Annotated in this window: 18 protein-coding genes; 3 read left to right on the plus strand and 15 right to left on the minus strand. The window is 71.1% G+C overall.

Annotation, left to right across the window (positions count from 1 at the left end; genetic code table 11):
• The first annotated feature begins 34 nt into the window (after positions 1-34).
• Positions 35-1,378: an L-lysine 6-transaminase gene (gene lat / locus QYS60_RS15350; protein WP_289378707.1), complete on the plus strand. Its 1,344-nt coding sequence runs from the start codon at positions 35-37 to the stop codon at positions 1,376-1,378.
• Positions 1,379-1,449: 71 nt separating this feature from the next.
• On the opposite strand, the gene QYS60_RS15355 is transcribed toward lat, so the two are convergent.
• A complete protein-coding gene (locus QYS60_RS15355; RefSeq protein WP_371383572.1) occupies positions 1,450-3,387 on the minus strand; it encodes a sensor histidine kinase in 1,938 nt (645 codons plus the stop codon).
• Between the two features lie 277 nt (positions 3,388-3,664).
• Here QYS60_RS15355 and QYS60_RS15360 point away from each other — a divergent pair, with 277 nt between their 5' ends.
• Complete coding sequence (locus QYS60_RS15360; RefSeq protein ID WP_371383573.1) at positions 3,665-4,489, plus strand: tyrosine-protein phosphatase; 825 nt, start codon at positions 3,665-3,667, stop codon at positions 4,487-4,489.
• A gap of 29 nt (positions 4,490-4,518) precedes the next feature.
• On the opposite strand, the gene QYS60_RS15365 is transcribed toward QYS60_RS15360, so the two are convergent.
• From QYS60_RS15365 to QYS60_RS15405, 9 genes are all read right to left on the minus strand, one after another.
• The gene (locus tag QYS60_RS15365) at positions 4,519-4,914 is read right to left on the minus strand and encodes an MmcQ/YjbR family DNA-binding protein (protein ID WP_371383574.1); all 396 of its coding nucleotides are present in this window, start codon (positions 4,912-4,914) and stop codon (positions 4,519-4,521) included.
• A gap of 103 nt (positions 4,915-5,017) precedes the next feature.
• Complete coding sequence (locus QYS60_RS15370; RefSeq protein WP_371383575.1) at positions 5,018-5,359, minus strand: VanZ family protein; 342 nt, start codon at positions 5,357-5,359, stop codon at positions 5,018-5,020.
• Positions 5,356-5,616 (minus strand): hypothetical protein, encoded by a 261-nt coding sequence (locus QYS60_RS15375; RefSeq protein ID WP_371383576.1) that lies wholly within the window; start codon positions 5,614-5,616, stop codon positions 5,356-5,358. The genes QYS60_RS15370 and QYS60_RS15375 overlap by 4 nt, the downstream gene beginning before the upstream one ends.
• A complete protein-coding gene (locus tag QYS60_RS15380) occupies positions 5,617-6,000 on the minus strand; it encodes a DUF1707 domain-containing protein (RefSeq protein WP_371383578.1) in 384 nt (127 codons plus the stop codon).
• Positions 6,001-6,020: 20 nt separating this feature from the next.
• Entirely contained in the window at positions 6,021-6,611 is a 591-nt protein-coding gene (locus QYS60_RS15385) for a DUF1707 domain-containing protein (RefSeq protein ID WP_371383580.1), read from the minus strand.
• Positions 6,612-6,691: 80 nt separating this feature from the next.
• Positions 6,692-8,488 carry a biotin carboxylase N-terminal domain-containing protein gene (locus tag QYS60_RS15390; RefSeq protein ID WP_371383581.1) on the minus strand — a complete coding sequence of 599 codons (1,797 nt, stop codon included), beginning with the start codon at positions 8,486-8,488 and terminating at the stop codon, positions 6,692-6,694.
• Positions 8,489-8,608: 120 nt separating this feature from the next.
• Positions 8,609-10,045, minus strand: coding sequence for a condensation domain-containing protein (locus QYS60_RS15395; protein ID WP_371383582.1), 1,437 nt, complete (start codon positions 10,043-10,045; stop codon positions 8,609-8,611).
• Positions 10,046-10,051: 6 nt separating this feature from the next.
• Positions 10,052-10,465 carry a SufE family protein gene (locus QYS60_RS15400; RefSeq protein ID WP_289378718.1) on the minus strand — a complete coding sequence of 138 codons (414 nt, stop codon included), beginning with the start codon at positions 10,463-10,465 and terminating at the stop codon, positions 10,052-10,054.
• The gene (locus QYS60_RS15405) at positions 10,462-11,355 is read right to left on the minus strand and encodes a sulfurtransferase (protein WP_054372178.1); all 894 of its coding nucleotides are present in this window, start codon (positions 11,353-11,355) and stop codon (positions 10,462-10,464) included. Before QYS60_RS15405 ends, QYS60_RS15400 begins: the two co-directional genes overlap by 4 nt.
• 90 nt (positions 11,356-11,445) lie before the next feature.
• On the opposite strand from QYS60_RS15405, the gene QYS60_RS15410 reads away from it, so the two are divergent.
• Positions 11,446-11,847: a group III truncated hemoglobin gene (locus QYS60_RS15410; RefSeq protein WP_289378720.1), complete on the plus strand. Its 402-nt coding sequence runs from the start codon at positions 11,446-11,448 to the stop codon at positions 11,845-11,847.
• Here QYS60_RS15410 and QYS60_RS15415 read toward each other — a convergent pair.
• From QYS60_RS15415 to QYS60_RS15435, 5 genes are all read right to left on the minus strand, one after another.
• Positions 11,813-12,172 (minus strand): cupin domain-containing protein, encoded by a 360-nt coding sequence (locus tag QYS60_RS15415; protein WP_054372180.1) that lies wholly within the window; start codon positions 12,170-12,172, stop codon positions 11,813-11,815. The two genes, QYS60_RS15410 and QYS60_RS15415, sit on opposite strands and share 35 nt — an antisense overlap.
• A 65-nt stretch (positions 12,173-12,237) precedes the next feature.
• Positions 12,238-13,035, minus strand: coding sequence for a class I SAM-dependent methyltransferase (locus QYS60_RS15420; RefSeq protein ID WP_289382211.1), 798 nt, complete (start codon positions 13,033-13,035; stop codon positions 12,238-12,240).
• Between the two features lie 25 nt (positions 13,036-13,060).
• Complete coding sequence (locus QYS60_RS15425; RefSeq protein WP_371383583.1) at positions 13,061-13,717, minus strand: nucleoside triphosphate pyrophosphatase; 657 nt, start codon at positions 13,715-13,717, stop codon at positions 13,061-13,063.
• A 2-nt stretch (positions 13,718-13,719) separates the two neighbouring features.
• A complete protein-coding gene (locus QYS60_RS15430) occupies positions 13,720-14,037 on the minus strand; it encodes an acyl-CoA carboxylase subunit epsilon (protein WP_289382215.1) in 318 nt (105 codons plus the stop codon).
• A 151-nt stretch (positions 14,038-14,188) separates the two neighbouring features.
• Positions 14,189-15,829, minus strand: coding sequence for an acyl-CoA carboxylase subunit beta (locus tag QYS60_RS15435; RefSeq protein ID WP_371383584.1), 1,641 nt, complete (start codon positions 15,827-15,829; stop codon positions 14,189-14,191).
• Positions 15,830-15,878: the final 49 nt, after the last annotated feature.

Below are 15,878 nucleotides of genomic sequence, written 5' to 3' on the forward strand. Positions count from 1 at the left end.
CGGTATAGGGGGAAAACTAACGTACTCTCGTGGCATGAGCACTGCATTCCGACACCCGGACGGTGCCCGCGAGCTGCCCCCGAGCCGGGTACACGCCGTTCTGCGCGAACATCTGCTGGTGGACGGGTTCGATCTCGTCCTCGACCTCGATCGATCGCGGGGGGTGCGGCTCGTCGACCAACGGGACGGCACGACCTACCTCGACATGTTCGGGTTCTTCGCGTCCTCCGCACTCGGGATGAACCACCCCGACATCGTCGACGACCCGGCGTTCACCGCCGAACTCACCGCGGCCGCCGCGAACAAGCCGAGCAACTCCGACATCTACACCGTGGCGATGGCCCGGTTCGTCGACACCTTCGCCCGGGTGCTCGGCGACCCGGCCCTGCCGCACCTGTTCTTCGTCGACGGCGGCGGACTCGCGGTGGAGAACGCACTCAAGGCGGCCTTCGACTGGAAGAGCCGGCTCAACGAGGCGCGCGGACTCGGCTCCGACCTCGGGGGCAGCGTTCTCCACCTCACCGAGGCGTTCCACGGCCGCACCGGTTACACGATGTCCCTCACCAACACGGACCCGGTGAAGACGGCCCGGTATCCCAAGTTCCGCTGGCCGCGCATCGACGCGCCCTACCTGGCCGACGATCGCGACGTCGAGGCCGCCGAGGCGCACGCACTGCAGCAGGCGCACCGGGCGTTCGCCGAGAATCCGCACGACATCGCGTGTTTCATCGCCGAACCCGTTCAGGGCGAGGGTGGTGACCATCACTTCCGGCCCGAGTTCTTCCAGGCCATGGCCGAACTGTGCCGCCGGCACGATGCGCTGCTGATCTTCGACGAGGTACAGACCGGCGTCGGGCTGACCGGAACCACGTGGGCGTACCAGCAGTTCGGCGTCGCCCCCGACATCGTCGCCTTCGGCAAGAAGACCCAGGTCTGCGGCATCATGGCCGGCGGCCGGATCGACGAGATCCCCGACAACGTCTTCGCCGTGTCGTCGCGGCTGAACTCCACGTGGGGCGGCAACCTGACCGACATGGTCCGTGCGCGGCGGATTCTCGAGGTGATCGAGCGGGACCGCCTCGTCGACCGCGCACGGATGACGGGGGCGCACCTGCTGTCCGGGCTGAAGCAGCTCGCCGTCCGCCACCGGCTGGTCGGCGAGCCCCGAGGGCGCGGCCTGATGTGTGCGTTCACCCTGCCCACGCCGGCCGTGCGCGACGCCGTGCTCACCCACCTGCGGGTCGACGAGCACGTGCTGATGATCGGCACCGGGCAGCGCGGCATCCGGTTCCGGCCGCCGCTGACGGTCACCACCGCCGAACTGGACGAGGCACTCGACGCCCTGGACCGGGTCTTGGGGGCGATCGCGCGGACCTGACGGGGTCGCCCGAGGGCCGCGGAGGTGGCCCGCGCGTTGCGCGATCACAGAACCGTCCATCGGGTTCCCGGTCAGGACCCGGCGTCGACGCGGAACGGCAGGGTGACGTCGACGGTCGTGCCCCCGCCCTCGGGGCTGTCGAGGACGAACTCGCCGCCGAGCGCCGCGGTCCGATCGCGCAGCCCGTCCAGGCCGCCACCGGCGGTGGCTCGCGCACCGCCGTGCCCGTTGTCCCGGATCGTCATGCGCAGCATGTCGCCCGCCCGGTGCAGGCCGATCCGGACGACGGAGGCCCCGGAGTGCTTACCTGCGTTGGTGACCGCCTCCGCGCCGATGAGGTACGCGGCGAGTTCGACCGGGGCCGAGGGCCGTTCGTCGAGTGCGTCGTCGATGTCCACGGGCACGGGTGCCCGCTCGGCCAGCGATCGCAGCGCCGCCGCGAGCCCGCGCTCGGTGAGCACCGCCGGGTACACGCCTCTGGCGAGCTCGCGCAGTTCCCGCAGCGCGACGTCGAGTTCGGCAGCACCGTCCGCGAGCAGCCGCCGCAGGGTCGGCTCGTCCCCGGCGCGCTGCGCACGGCGCAGCAGCAGCGACGCGGCGACGAGACGCTGCTGCGCACCGTCGTGCAGGTCGCGCTCGAGACGCCGGCGCTGGACGTCGCCGGCCGTGACGATCCGTTCGCGGGAGCGCCGCACCTCGTCGAGCCGGAGCTGCAGGTCCGCGTGCAGTCGCTCGTGCTCGAGAGCCAGCGCGGTGGCGCTGCGGACCGCGGCGAGCAGCTCGGGCTGTGTCTCGAGCGACGGGTCGTACACGAGCGCGCCCACCGGTGTGCCGGCGCGCTCGAGGACGGTCGCCGCCCGGGAATCCGACCGGCGGGGCAGCGCCCGTACCGCACCGTCCGGATCGACGTACGTCGCCCGCTCCGGGACGTACGTCCACAGCACCAGGCTGGGATCGTGCACGGCGCGTCGGAGCGCGTCGACGAACCCCAGACCGAGCGGCGCGGTGCCGATCTCGACCATCGCGTCGCTGACCGCAGCTCGTGCGAGCCGATACCGGACGAGGCCGACCGCGACCGCGAGCGGGAACAACGCCGTGGCCGGGTAGCGCAGGTTGAGCACCCAGGGCGGGGGCGACCACGGCAGGTTCACCGCGCTGGAGAGCACGGCGAGCGTGATCACCGCCGAGAGACCGTATGCGATGCCGAGGGGCGCGAACCCGGACCGGTACGCCGGCGACCCCGACCGCCAGCGCGCGACCACCACCACCACGAGTGTCACCACGATCAGGAACGCGCAGAACCCGACGACGAGCTGCACGATCCGTGCAAGGGCCGGGTCATCGCGCAGGAGAAGCAAATTCGTCGACGTCGACGGGGACGCCGCGGGTGCGGTCCGCGGATCGAAGAACAGCCACTCGGCCACGATGCCGACCGTGGCGAGAATCCAGGCGGCACCGACGAACACGCGCTGCCACGGTCGTTCCAGCCGACCGGTCGGGAACCCCACGAGAGCCTGGAGCAGGACGGGCAGGTACAGGTTCGTCGCCACCACGCCGACGGTGAAGGCCACGGGCTCGCCGGAGCGTCGCAGACCACCGAGGAACCACAGCAGGCCGGCGATGAGGACGAGGGGACCGGTCAGGTCGTGCGGGCGGGTGTTCCACGCGATCGCTCCGGCCACGACGAACGCCACACCGGCGCCGAGGAACAACCCGAGTTCGGTTGGGCCGAACACCGGCAGGAACGGGCCCTCGGCGGCAGCGAAGGACTCGCGCGGTCCGAGCAGGAGCGTGCGCGCCGGATCCCGCAGTCCCGTCGGCGAGCGGTCCACTGCCGCGGCGATCGACGCGACGAGCACCACGGTGACCACGACGAGCAGCTGAATCACCCGTTGCCGCACCCCGGCCTCCTCCCGGACCGTCTCAGTCTCCTCCCACGTCGACGCGGGCACCACCGTGCTGGCACGGATCGCCTCCGGTGTCACCACGGTGCCGGAATCCGGTGTCACCACGGATCCGCCGAACGGGCAGCGACAGCCACAGTCGTGACGTGTGCGGAACTCGCCGGAACACCCCGGAAAGCGGTAGCGAGTGCGCCTCGCGAAAACCGAAGGAGAAATCCCATGCTGTTCGCCGTCATCGTCAATGCCCTCGTCGACCTGCCGGCACTGGCGCTCCCCAGCGACGCGACCATCGAGCACGACGTCCGCGCTCTCACGCGGTAGCGGGCGAGTCCGCCGAGGAAGCGGGCACGACAGCCTGAATCGACCCGGCTAGGGTGGGCCCATGTCGGACTCCGCCGCCGGTAGCCCTGCCCGAACGTCCGGGCCCGGGCTCGAACCGAAGTCGATCCCGAACCTGCGCGACATCGGCGGGTGGGCCACCCGGGACGGTGCGTCCGTGCGACGGGGCGTGGTGTACCGCTCGACCGACCTGAGCCGGGTCACCGACGCGGATGCACGCGTACTCCAAGGCCTCGGCCTGACGGCGGTCGTGGATCTGCGCACGGCCGCGGAACGGGAGGCGGCGCCCGACCGGATGCCGGCCGGCGCCCGGCATCTACCCCTCGACGTGCTCGCCGATCGTGAGCACGGTTCGATTGCCGCGCACATGAAGGAGTTGCTGACCGACGCCGCGTTCGCCCGGGAGATTCTCGGAGACGGCCGCGGCGCCGACTACCTGCGGGGCAGCTACCGCGACTTCGTGCTGCTGCCGAGCGCCCGGGCAGCGTATCGGACGCTGCTGCACTCGCTGCTCGCCGACGACGGTGCCCCGGTTCTCGTGCACTGCACCACCGGCAAGGACCGCACCGGCTGGGCCGCAGCGGTGCTCCTGCGGGCGGTCGGTGTCGAGCTCGACTCGGTGTTCGAGGACTACCTCCTGACCAACGAGTTGCTGCTGCCGGTGTTCGAACCGATCCTCGCGGCGCTCACCGAGAAGGGGGTGGACCGTGCGGACCTCGAATCCGTTCTCGGCGTCCGCGCCGAGTACCTCGAGGTGGCATTCGCGACGGCGCAGGACACGTTCGGGTCGTTCGACCGGTACCTCGACGAGGGCCTGGGGCTCACGAACACCGATCGGGACCGCCTCGGGCAGGCTCTACTGGGGTGAGATCCGGACCGGCGGTACCGCGGCCCGGATCATCCGACGCGGCCGTCCAACTCGCGCACCAGCCGCGCCGGTGCCGTGACCCGGAACGACATGTCGAGCAACTCGGCGACCTCGTCCCAGTCGACGTCGGCCCGATCCAGATCGAACCCGATCCACCCCGACGGACCCAGATACGCCGGAGTGAAGGTGTGCCGCTGCCCGAGCAGAGCGTCGTGCTCGGCGGTGTCCGGTTTGACGAGCAGAGACCGCGGGAATTGCGCGCCCGTGGCCTTCACCGACCCGCCGTACACGGCGAACGCAGTCTTCGTGTGGAAGAACGGCCTGCCGTGCGAGATCTTCTCGGCGGCACCCGGGAAGGTCAGTGCCAGCCCACGTACCCGTGCCAGCAGCGGATCGGACTCGTCGAACATGACGGGATGCGGCATGCGCGCAGCGTACCGCCCGGAGGCGACACCACGGCTGGCGTCCGTTTCCGCTGTTCGCGGCGCCTCGCGGCAGCGGGGAAGTCGTCCCGGCGGACGCGGGCGCCTACGCCCGTGCTCGGGAACGGCGACGCACCGCGGCAAACAGCGCGATGCCGAGCAGCGCCCCGGCCAGGTCTGCGCACCAGTCCCACACCGACCCCGACCGGCGCACCGCGACGGCGGCCTGGAGGACCTCGGTGAGCGCCGCGTACACCGCGAGCCAGACGACGGTCGCGGCGGGCGGGATGCGGGCGAAGCGGGAGGCGTACGCGAGTACCGCGAACATCAGCGCGTGCGTGATCTTGTCGGCGTGCGGGAAGCCGGACGGGGTCGCATCGCCCGGCAGCATGAGCAGCACGGTGACGACCACGAGCGTGAGCGTCACCGGCGCGAGCCGGGCGGTCATGGACCTTCGGTGACCGTCATGCCCAAAGCGCCCTCGGCGAACCGTCGCACCGCGGCCGAACCCGCGGCCAGGGCGTCGGAGCAGCCGGGTTCGGCCGTGCCGGTCAATGTCCCGTCGGGACGCAGTTCGACGGTGGCTTCGACGGCGGCGGTCGTCGCCTCCCGCACCGACCAGTGGTAGCCGGTGTCTGCGGCCCACGCCTCGGGGTCCTCGGCGAGCAGATACCAGTTGCCCGCGTTGATCTCGACGGGCTCCACTCAGCAGCCACCCTTCGTGCCCTTGGTCGCGGAGAACAGGATTCCCGCGACCGGGATCAGCAGGAACCACAGCCAGTTGTTGTCGAAGACGAAGAACAGCACCAGCGCGACGAACGGGACCAGCGCCATGGCGGTGGTGCGCCACTTCTCCCACTGCTCGGCCTTCGCGGTGTCCTTCACCGGCGCAGGCGTGTTCGGGGTGGAGGGGGGAAGATCGGTGAACAGGGCGTCGAGTTCGGCACGGGTGGTGGCGGCCGCCGCCTTGGCGCTGCGCTCGTCGAATTCGGTGAGGGTGAGCCGGCCGGCACCGAAGTGCTCGCCGAGCAGGTTCAGCGCCTGCTCGCGTTCGACGGTGCCGATACGGACCTCGGGGGAGTCGGCCATGGGTCCACAGTAGTGGGTCGTCAGCCGCCCGACCCGCCGGTGCCGGTCCGAAATGCTCTGGAGATGATCAGGATCAGCGCGACCGCGGAGATCAGCAGCGCCACCGGATGCCGCAGGACCAGCGCCGGGGCGACGGCGAACATGCTCATCGCCAGCAGCCACACCACGTCGGGGACGTCGCGGGCGGCGGGCGGTTGCGGTTCCCGAGGGGCGGGGACCGGAGGGCCGTCGCGCAGGAAGGCCGGCTCGGCCGGGCGGGGCCGCCCGGTGCGGGCGCGGACGGCGAGGACGGCGACGGTGGCGGCGGCGCCCGCACCTGTCATGATCCACACGCCCGGTTCCAGGAGTTCGTGGAGCGCGAACAGTCCGAGCACCACGACCGGGACCAGAAGCCACCACCCGCGCCGGCGCGCGTCGGTCCGGCCGGTCACGGGAGGCAGGTCGGTGAACAGCAGTGCGAGGTCGCGGCGGGTGGTGGCGGCGGCAATGCGACCGCTGCGGTCCTCGAACTCGGCGAGGGTGAGGCGGCCGGCACCGAAGTGCTCGCCGAGCAGGCGCTGAGCCTGCTCGCGCTCGACCGTGCCGACACGGATCTCCGGTGAATCGGCCATGTCACCACCCTAGACCCGGGACGTGCGACGGCGCGCCCCCGGAATCCTCGGATTCCCGGGGCGCGCCGTCGCACGCGGGACTACTTGAGCTCGGCGAGCACCGTGCCCTGGGTGATGGCGGCGCCCGGCTCGACCGCCAGGCCCGTGACGACACCGGCCTTGTGCGCGTTGACCGGGTTCTCCATCTTCATGGCCTCGAGCACCACGATCAGGTCGCCCTCGGCGACCTCCTGGCCCTCGGAGACCGCGACCTTGACGACGGTGCCCTGCATCGGCGCGGTGACCGCGTCACCCGAGGCCTTGCCTCCGTGGGCACCCCCGCGCTTGCGCGGCTTCGGCTTCTTGCGGAGCGCGCCACCGGCGGCAGCGCCACCGGCGCCGAGGGTGAACTGGCCGGGCAGCGACACCTCGACGCGACGACCGCCGACCTCGACGACGACGTTCTGCCGCGGCAGGGCCTCGTCCTCGTCCTCGGTTGCTGCCGCACCGCCGGTGTACGGCTCGACGGTGTTCTCCCACTCGGTTTCGATCCATTTGGTGTACACGTCGAACTTCTCGCCGTCCCCGACGAACGCGGGGTGCTCGACGATGTGCCGGTGGAACGGGATCACGGTGGCCAGGCCGTCGACCTCGAACTCGGCCAGGGCGCGACGGGCGCGCTCGAGCGCCTGCTGCCGGGTCTCACCCGTGACGATCAGCTTGGCGAGCATCGAGTCGAACTGGCCACCGATGACGTCGCCGGCGACGACACCGGAGTCGACGCGCACGCCGGGGCCCGTGGGTTCCTTGTACACGCTGATCGGGCCGGGGGCCGGCAGGAAGCCGCGGCCGGCGTCCTCGCCGTTGATGCGGAACTCGAACGAGTGCCCGCGCGGGGTCGGGTCCTCGGTGATCTCGAGCTTCTCGCCGTTGGCGATGCGGAACTGCTGACGCACCAGGTCGATGCCGGCGGTCTCCTCGGTGACCGGGTGCTCGACCTGCAGGCGGGTGTTGACCTCGAGGAAGGAGACGGTGTCGCCCTGGACGAGGTACTCGACCGTGCCGGCGCCGTAGTAGCCGGCCTCGCGACAGATGGCCTTGGCGGACTCGTGGATGCGCCGGCGCTGCTCGTCGGTCAGGAACGGCGCGGGGGCCTCCTCGACGAGCTTCTGGAAGCGGCGCTGCAGCGAGCAGTCGCGGGTGCCGGCGACGATGACGTTGCCGTGCTGGTCGGCGATGACCTGCGCCTCGACGTGGCGGGCCTTGTCGAGGTACTGCTCGACGAAGCACTCGCCGCGGCCGAAGGCGGCGACGGCCTCACGGGTCGCGGACTCGAACAGCTCGGGGATCTCCTCGATGGAGTGCGCGACCTTCATGCCGCGGCCGCCACCACCGAAGGCCGCCTTGATCGCGACCGGCACGCCGTACTGCTTCGCGAACTCCACGACCTCGTCGGCGTTCTTGACGGGATCCTTGGTGCCGGCGGCCATCGGCGCCTGGGCGCGCTCGGCGATGTGCCGTGCGGTGACCTTGTCGCCGAGGTCGCGGATGGACTGCGGGGAGGGGCCGATCCAGATCAGGCCGGCGTCGAGCACGGCCTGGGCGAAGTCGGCGTTCTCGGACAGGAAGCCGTAGCCGGGGTGGATCGCGTCGGCGCCGGACTTGCGGGCGGCGTCGAGGATCTTGTCGAACACCAGGTAGGACTCGGCGGAGGTCTGGCCGCCGAGTGCGAATGCCTCGTCGGCGAGCTTCACGAACTGGGCGTCGGCGTCGGGTTCTGCGTAGACGGCCACGCTCCCGTAACCGGCGTCCTTGGCGGCTCGGATGACCCGCACAGCGATCTCGCCGCGGTTGGCGACGAGCACCTTCGTGATGTGCGCGCTGGCATGACTGGGCACGGAGCCTCCTGTTGATCGATCGTTAGGTTATTGCCGTCTCTGGGAGTGTATGCGCCAATCCGATAGACGATGTAACCGGATAGCCACTCCACCTTACGGGGCGCCCGGAACCCGGGAACGTTACCGGCCGGTAGTCGGATCGCCCCGGTTCCCGCGTTCCGGCGTGTCCCACTCGCGGTCCTCGCTCACCTCGTGCATCAAGGTCCGGACCCGTTCGACGAACGGCGGCACGTTGGCCGCGGCGGTCGGCGTGTCGGGGAACCGGCCCGCCAGGTTCACTCCCTTCGGGCTGCGGTTGAACCACAGGAACACGTCGTGTGTGTAGCTGCGGCTGCGCAACGTCCGCGCGTTCCACTGCGGCCACTGCGCGGCCATGGGGACGAAGCGAATGTCCATGTACGACACCAGGAATCGAGGTCGCATGGGTATCCCCAGCAGTTCGCCGACCAGGTCGAACGGCACCCGGGCGCTCGCCCGGGTGCGGCGCAGTTCGGCGCCGGCGCGCGCCGCGAGCGTCGCGAAGTCCGCGGTGCCGGTCGTGTCGATCTCGACCGGACGCAATCCCACGAACCAGCCGAGGGCCCCGGCCCACATCGGGCCGCTGCGGGTGTGGGCGGGCGCGATCGTCCGGAACTGTTCGACACCCGCGAGTTCGACCGCGGCACGGGCGAGGCACGCGAGCGTGCCGGCGAGGAACCCGTGCCCGGCCTCCCGGCAGCGGGCGGCGAACCGGTTGGCCCGGTCGTCGTCGAGCATCCGCACGGACAGTCGACGCTGCGGCGACGCACCGGCCGGCCGGGGGCCGAGGGGCAACGGGAACTCGGGCATCCCACCGCCGCCGGCGGTCAGGGCGTCTCGCCAGATCCGCACGGCCTCGTGGTCGCCGGCCAGATCCGCGGCGTCGGCCCGTTCCGTGGCACCGAAGTCGATGTAGCTGCCCACGGGAAACAACCCGGCCGGCCGGCCGGTCCGCTCCTGCTCGTACAGGGCGGTGATCTCGTGGGCGACCAGGACGACCGAGTAGGCGTCGGCCACGGCATGGTCCGCGGCGAAGAACACCGTGAACGACGGGCCGGACGCGTCCACGTCCTCGGGTTCGAGGGTGGCGAAGACGTACGCCGGCCACGTGTGCGGCTCGGTGCAGTCGGCCAGCAGCTGCTCGAGGTGCTCGCAGATGTCGTCCGGAGCGGAGGGCAGGTGCCGGATGAACCGGACCGACACCGCACCGGCGGGTGTGGTGCGCCGGATCGCGCCGCCGGCGGCTGCGTCGCCGCTCAGGGTGACGTGGCTGCGCAGCGGTTCGTGGCGGTCGATCCAGCGCTCGAGGGCGCGCCGGAACGGCTCCGGCTCGAGATGCCCCCGGACCTCGAAGGCGGTACCCAGCCACGCATCCGGAACGTCGCCGTAACGGCTGCCCGCGGTGCGGCGCAGATGCGCCTCGTGGACGTGCGACACCGGCCGCGGATCGGTCCTCCAGGCATCCTCCGCAGCGCACGGCAGCCATTCGGTCAGTACACCCGCCGGGATCGGGTAGTCCGCCAGCTCGGTGAACTCCATGACTTCTCAGGCGCGCAGGTGCCGCTTGATGCGCGCGAGCATTGCGCTCATCCCCCGCAGGCGCAGCGGGCTGACGGCGTCGGCCAGGCCGAGGGCCGAGTAGAAATCGTCGGGGACCCCGAGGATCTGTTCGGCACTGAGACCGTCGAGCCCCTGATGCAGGATGGACGCGAAGCCGCGGGTGGTCGGGGCCTCGGGGGGCGCGCTGAAGTGCAGCCGCACATGCTCACGGTCGGCCGTGTCGACGGACAGGAACAGCGGTGACTGGCACTCGGGCACCGGCTCCATGGCCGCTTCCTCGAGTTCGGTGGGAATCGGCGGAAGTTCCCGGCTGAACTCGAGCAGCAGCTGCAGCTTGTCCTGACCTTCGACCGCGGCGAAGTCGTCGACGATCTCGGCGAGAGGTGCGGGCAGAGTCACCGGGCCGGCACCTCTCCGGGCTCCTCGCCCTTGACGATCGGCACCCGTACCGCATTGCCCCACTCGGTCCACGATCCGTCGTAGTTGCGGACGTGCTCGTAGCCGAGCAGGTGCGTCAGCACGAACCACGTGTGGCTCGACCGTTCGCCGATGCGGCAGTACGCGATGACGTCGGCGTCCCGCGCGATGTCGGCGTAGATCTCCTCGAGTTCGGCGCGCGACCGGAACCGGCTGTCCGGTGCCGCTGCCCGCGCCCACGGAATGGACACCGCGGTGGGGATGTGCCCGCCGCGCAGCGCGCCTTCCTCGGGGTAGTCCGGCATGTGGGTGCGCTCGCCCGTGTACTCCTGCGGCGAGCGCACGTCCACGAGCGGTCCCTTACCGAGATGGTCCAGGACGTCGTCCTTGAACGCGCGGATCGCGGCGTCGTCCCGCTCGACCACCGGGTAGCCGCTGGTGGTGCTCACCGGGATGTCGAGGGTGGTGTCGCGGTTCTCGGCGATCCAGGCGTCGCGGCCGCCGTCGAGCAGGCGCACGTCCTCGTGGCCGAACAGCGTGAACACCCACAGCGCGTAGGCGGCCCACCAGTTCGACTTGTCGCCGTAGATGACGACCGTGTCGGTGCGACGGATGCCCTTGCGGTCCATCAGGGCGGCGAACTGGGCGCCGTCGATGTAGTCGCGGGTGACCGGGTCGTTGAGGTCGAGGTGCCAGTCGATCTTCACGGCGCCGGGGATGTGGCCGACGTCGTAGAGCAGCACATCCTCGTCCGATTCGACGACCTTCACCTCGGGTGCACCCAGGTGGGCGGACAGCCACTCCGTCGACACCAGGCGGGTCGGATCGGCGTAGGCGGCGAAGGACGGGTTGGCGTCGGGCGCGACGGGCACAAGTGGCTCCTGAGGCAGTGATGGACAGTTCGGTGATCGACAATCCGTGACGACGTGCGCCGTCGATTCTAGGCGGTACCGTCGGGCAACGTGCTGCGCTCCCCGTCCGCCCCGACCGACCTCGCGACCCGCGCCGACATCGATCGGCTGCTGCGCCGGTTCTACGAGCGCGCGCTCGTCGATCCCGTACTCGAGGCGCCGTTCTCGACCCTGGCCGTGGTGGGTCTCGACGACCATCTGCCGACGATCGGGGACTTCTGGGAGCAGGTGCTGTTGCGCACCGGCCGGTACCGCGGCGCCCTCGTGCCGGTGCACGCCGCGCTGCACCGGCAGTACGGGCTCGACGCGGCGCGATTCGACCGCTGGGTGCGGCTGTGGGACGAGGCCGTCGACGAGTTGTTCGCAGGGACGAACGCCGACCGCGCCAAGGCGAAGGCGGCGTCGATCGCGGCGGCGCTCAGCGCGCGGCTGGATCGAGCATCGTCAGCATGAGCCGCGACGGCACGACGGCTCGTACCGCGTGCGGCAGCCGGGTGGTCATGTGCACCACCCCGCCCGGCTCGAGGTCCACGGTGCGCCCGTCGGCGGTCACCTGCAGGTGACCCGTGAGGGCCTGCAGCAGCACCGGAAACGCGGCGCTGTGCTCGCGCAGTTCCTGCCCGGCGTCGAAGGCGAAGACCACCACGCGGGCCCCCTCGGCGACGAGGACACGCTGCGGACGCGGCCGGTCCGGGTAGGGCTCGACGGCGTCGCGGACGTCGTCGAGATGCGACAGGGCGGGGGTGGCGGGTTCGGGCTGCGGCGCGGCGGGGCTCACGAGCGCAGGCTACCGCGGCTTGGTCGCGACGATTGCCCTACCGCGGCTTGGTCGCGACGATTGCCCTACCGCGGCTTGGTCGCGACGATTGCCACGGCCGCGATCGACTTTCGGTACGTCGTGAACGTCGCACGCATGCCCAGCACCCGCTTGCGGGCGTCGCCGTCGCGCAGCACGTTGCGTACGAAGCGCAGGGTGCCGAGGACGCCCTCGTCGGCGACGAACCGGGCCGGCCGCAGCAACGCCATCGGGGCGAGCCGCACGACGTCGACGCTCAGACCGGCGTCGGTGAGCAGGGTCCGCCACTCGGCGACGGTGAGCGGACGGGCGTTGACCTTGATGGAGCGGGCCAGACCCTGCCGGATCTCGGTCTTCACCGTGTCGTCGAGCTCGTCGGGCACAAGGGCGAGCTCGTGGATCGCGTACCGGCCTCCGGGGCGGAGCGTGCGCGCGGCCTCGGCGACGATGCGTGCCTTGGCGGCGTCGGTCTGCATGGTGAGCATCGCTTCGCCGACGACGACGTCGGCGCCCGCATCGGGAAGGCCCGTGGCCGCGGCGTCCGCGACGACGCAGCGGCCGCGGTCGCCGATCGCGTCGCGGGTCAGCTCCGCGGCGGTCTCGTCGTGCTCGACACCGGTGTACGAGCGCGGCGCCGAAGCCAGGATCTCCCGCGCGGTCCGCCCGAGGCCGGGAGCGAGTTCGACGACGTCGCTGCCCGCGATGCCCGCATCGGCGAGCAGCCGCGTGGTCGTGCCCGCGCCGCCGGGACGCAGCACGCGTTTGCCGAGGCGAGCGAGCAGCCAGTGGCCGGGGAGGTGGGCGGAGTCGCGTTCGGACATGGGCAGGGCAGAGGAATCGCTCATGTCCCGATGTTAAGGGAAGGCAAACCTAAATAGAAGGGGCGTCGGCGGTGTTCGACGCCCACAGCTGCGCCACCGACACGCCCACCTCGGCCAGCAGCTGTCGCACCAGCGGCAGGCCGATCCCGATCACCGACGAGGGGTCGCCCTCGACGCGCTCGACGAACCACCCGCCGAGGCTGTCGAGCGTGAACGCCCCCGCCACCTGCAGGGGCTCGCCGCTGGCCAGGTACGCCTCGAGGTCGGCGTCGGTGGGGCGGCCGAAGTGGACGGTGGTGCTGCTGTGCCCGGCGGCGCGGGCGACGACCTCACCGTCACGCAGACGCAGGACGCTGTGGCCGGTGAGCAGGTCGGCGCTGCGGCCCGCCATCGTCCGCCAGCGCTCGCGTGCGACCTCCACCGTGCCCGGCTTGCCCTGGAGCTGCCCGTCGACCAGCAGCATCGAGTCGCAGCCCACGACGAGGGTGTCGTCACCGAGACCGTCGCGCGCGAGGGTCGGCACGACGTCCGCCGCCTTGGCCCTCGCGAGTTCGGTGACCACCACGTCGGGGGCCGCGCCGGGACCGAGCTCGGCGATCAGCGCATCCTCGTCCACCGCCGAGACCCGCACGATCGGGTCGACGCCGGCCGAGCGCAGCACGGACAGCCGGGCCGGGGACGCCGACGCGAGCACCAGCCTGGCCACGATCAGCCCAGGTTCGGGTACGAGTACGGCGAGAACGGCGCCGTCCGGCGGTGCATCCGGGTGGGATCGCCCCAGGTCTCGCGCGGGCGGTCGTCCGCTGCCGGGGCGGCTGACCCGGCGGCCGCGGCGAGCACCGCGACCAGCGCGGCGATCTCGACGTCCGAGGGGTTGCCCTTGACGATCCGGATCGCGGCGGACGTCTCGGGGGCGGCGGTCTCGGCCGCCGGAGCCGTCGACTCGGCCGCCTCTGCCGACTCGGTCGCTGCGACCTCGGTCACCTCGGTGTCGATGATGGTCTTCTCCTCAGCTACCGCAGTCACAACACACCTCCCGGGAGGCTACCGGAGGCGGCGGGCAGGGCGCGGGAGCGGGCGCGCTGCGCGTTCGAAGTCATGTCGTCCCTCTCGTGGGTCGTGGCCCGGCCGGCTCGGCGGAACCGAACCGGCCGGGATGGTCTCGGCCGTGTGGCCGTCAGAGGGGGATGTTCCCGTGCTTCTTCGGCGGAAGCGTGACCATCTTGCGCTTGAGCAGCCGCAGGGCCGCCACGATCTGTCCGCGCGTGTGCGACGGCGGGATGACCGCGTCGACGTACCCGCGCTCGGCGGCGACGTACGGATTCACCAGGGTGTCCTCGTACTCGTTCTGCAGCTCGAGGCGCAGCGCGTCGACGTCCTCGCCGTTCTTGGCCGCTTCGAGAAGGCGCTTGCGGTAGACGAATCCGACGGCACCGGAGGCGCCCATCACGGCGATCTGCGCAGTCGGCCAGGCCAGGTTGACATCCGCACCCATGTGCTTCGAGCCCATCACGTCGTACGCGCCGCCGTAGGCCTTGCGCGTGATGACGGTGATCTTGCCCACGGTGGCCTCGCCGTACGCGTACAGCAGCTTCGCGCCGCGGCGGATGATGCCGTTGTACTCCTGCTCGGTGCCCGGCAGGAAGCCCGGCACGTCGACGAGGGTGACGATCGGGACGTTGAACGCGTCGCAGGTGCGCACGAAACGCGCGGCCTTCTCCGAGGCGTCGATGTCCAGGCAGCCCGCGAACTGGGTGGGCTGGTTGGCGACGATGCCGACGCTGCGGCCGTCGACGCGGCCGAAGCCGACGATGATGTTCTGGGCGCGCTCGGCCTGCACCTCGAGGAACTCGTCGTCGTCGAGCAGGCGACGGATCACCTCGTGCATGTCGTAGGGCTGGTTCGGCGAGTCCGGGATCAAGGTGTCGAGCTCGAGATCCTCCTCGGTGAGCGAGTCCTCGATCGAGCCGACGATCGGGTCGGTCGGTGCCGTGCGAGGCGCTGCGGCCTGATTGTTGCTCGGCAGGTACGACAGCAGATCCTTGACGTAGTCCAGGGCGTCCTGCTCGCCCTCGGCGACGTAGTGCGCGACCCCGGACTTGACCATGTGCGTGTGGGCGCCGCCGAGATCCTCCATGGTGACGTCCTCACCGGTGACGGTCTTGATGACGTCGGGTCCGGTGACGAACATCTGGCTGGTCTGGTCGACCATCACCACGAAGTCGGTCAGGGCGGGGGAGTAGACGTGTCCGCCGGCGGCCGGGCCCATGATCAGCGAGATCTGCGGGATGACGCCGGAGGCCTGCACGTTGCGGTGGAAGATCTCGCCGTAGAGGCCGAGGGAGACGACACCTTCCTGGATGCGCGCACCGGCGCCCTCGTTGATGCCGATCAGCGGACGACCGGTCCGCAGCGCGAGGTCCATGACCTTGACGATCTTCTCGCCGTAGACCTCGCCGAGGCTGCCGCCGAACACGGTCGCGTCCTGCGAGAACACGCACACGTCGCGGCCGTCGACGGTGCCGTAGCCGGTGACGACGCCGTCGCCGACCGGCCGGTTCTCGGCCAGGCCGAAGTTGGTGCTGCGATGGCGGGCAAGCTGGTCGAGCTCGACGAACGAGCCTTCGTCGAGCAGCGCTTCGATGCGCTCACGGGCCGTGAGCTTGCCCTTCGCGTGCACCTTCTCGACGGCGGCCGCACCGCTCGGGGCCTGCGCCTGAGCCTGGCGATTGCGCAGGTCCGCCAGCTTGCCGGCGGTCGTGTGGATATCGGGCGTGCTCGCCGCCTCGGGCGCGGACGGCTCCTGGACAGTGGTCATGAGCCATGAGCTTAGCGAGCGTCAGTGAGCGAGCGCGCACCGAGGCCCC

It is taken from the genome of Rhodococcus sp. GXMU-t2271 (assembly GCF_041414735.1).
In the GTDB taxonomy this organism is placed as follows: domain Bacteria; phylum Actinomycetota; class Actinomycetes; order Mycobacteriales; family Mycobacteriaceae; genus Rhodococcus; species Rhodococcus indonesiensis.

Excerpts from the sequence above, each read along its gene's own strand:
- lat (WP_289378707.1), top strand. The coding sequence starts at position 35 with ATGAGCACTGCATTCCGACACCCGGACGGTGCCCGCGAGCTGCCCCCG.
- QYS60_RS15360 (WP_371383573.1), top strand. The coding sequence starts at position 3,665 with ATGTCGGACTCCGCCGCCGGTAGCCCTGCCCGAACGTCCGGGCCCGGG.
- QYS60_RS15365 (WP_371383574.1), bottom strand. The coding sequence starts at position 4,914 with ATGCCGCATCCCGTCATGTTCGACGAGTCCGATCCGCTGCTGGCACGG.
- QYS60_RS15370 (WP_371383575.1), bottom strand. The coding sequence starts at position 5,359 with ATGACCGCCCGGCTCGCGCCGGTGACGCTCACGCTCGTGGTCGTCACC.
- QYS60_RS15380 (WP_371383578.1), bottom strand. The coding sequence starts at position 6,000 with ATGGCCGACTCCCCCGAGGTCCGTATCGGCACCGTCGAACGCGAGCAG.
- QYS60_RS15385 (WP_371383580.1), bottom strand. The coding sequence starts at position 6,611 with ATGGCCGATTCACCGGAGATCCGTGTCGGCACGGTCGAGCGCGAGCAG.
- QYS60_RS15395 (WP_371383582.1), bottom strand. The coding sequence starts at position 10,045 with ATGGAGTTCACCGAGCTGGCGGACTACCCGATCCCGGCGGGTGTACTG.
- QYS60_RS15420 (WP_289382211.1), bottom strand. The coding sequence starts at position 13,035 with ATGAGCGATTCCTCTGCCCTGCCCATGTCCGAACGCGACTCCGCCCAC.
- QYS60_RS15435 (WP_371383584.1), bottom strand. The coding sequence starts at position 15,829 with ATGACCACTGTCCAGGAGCCGTCCGCGCCCGAGGCGGCGAGCACGCCC.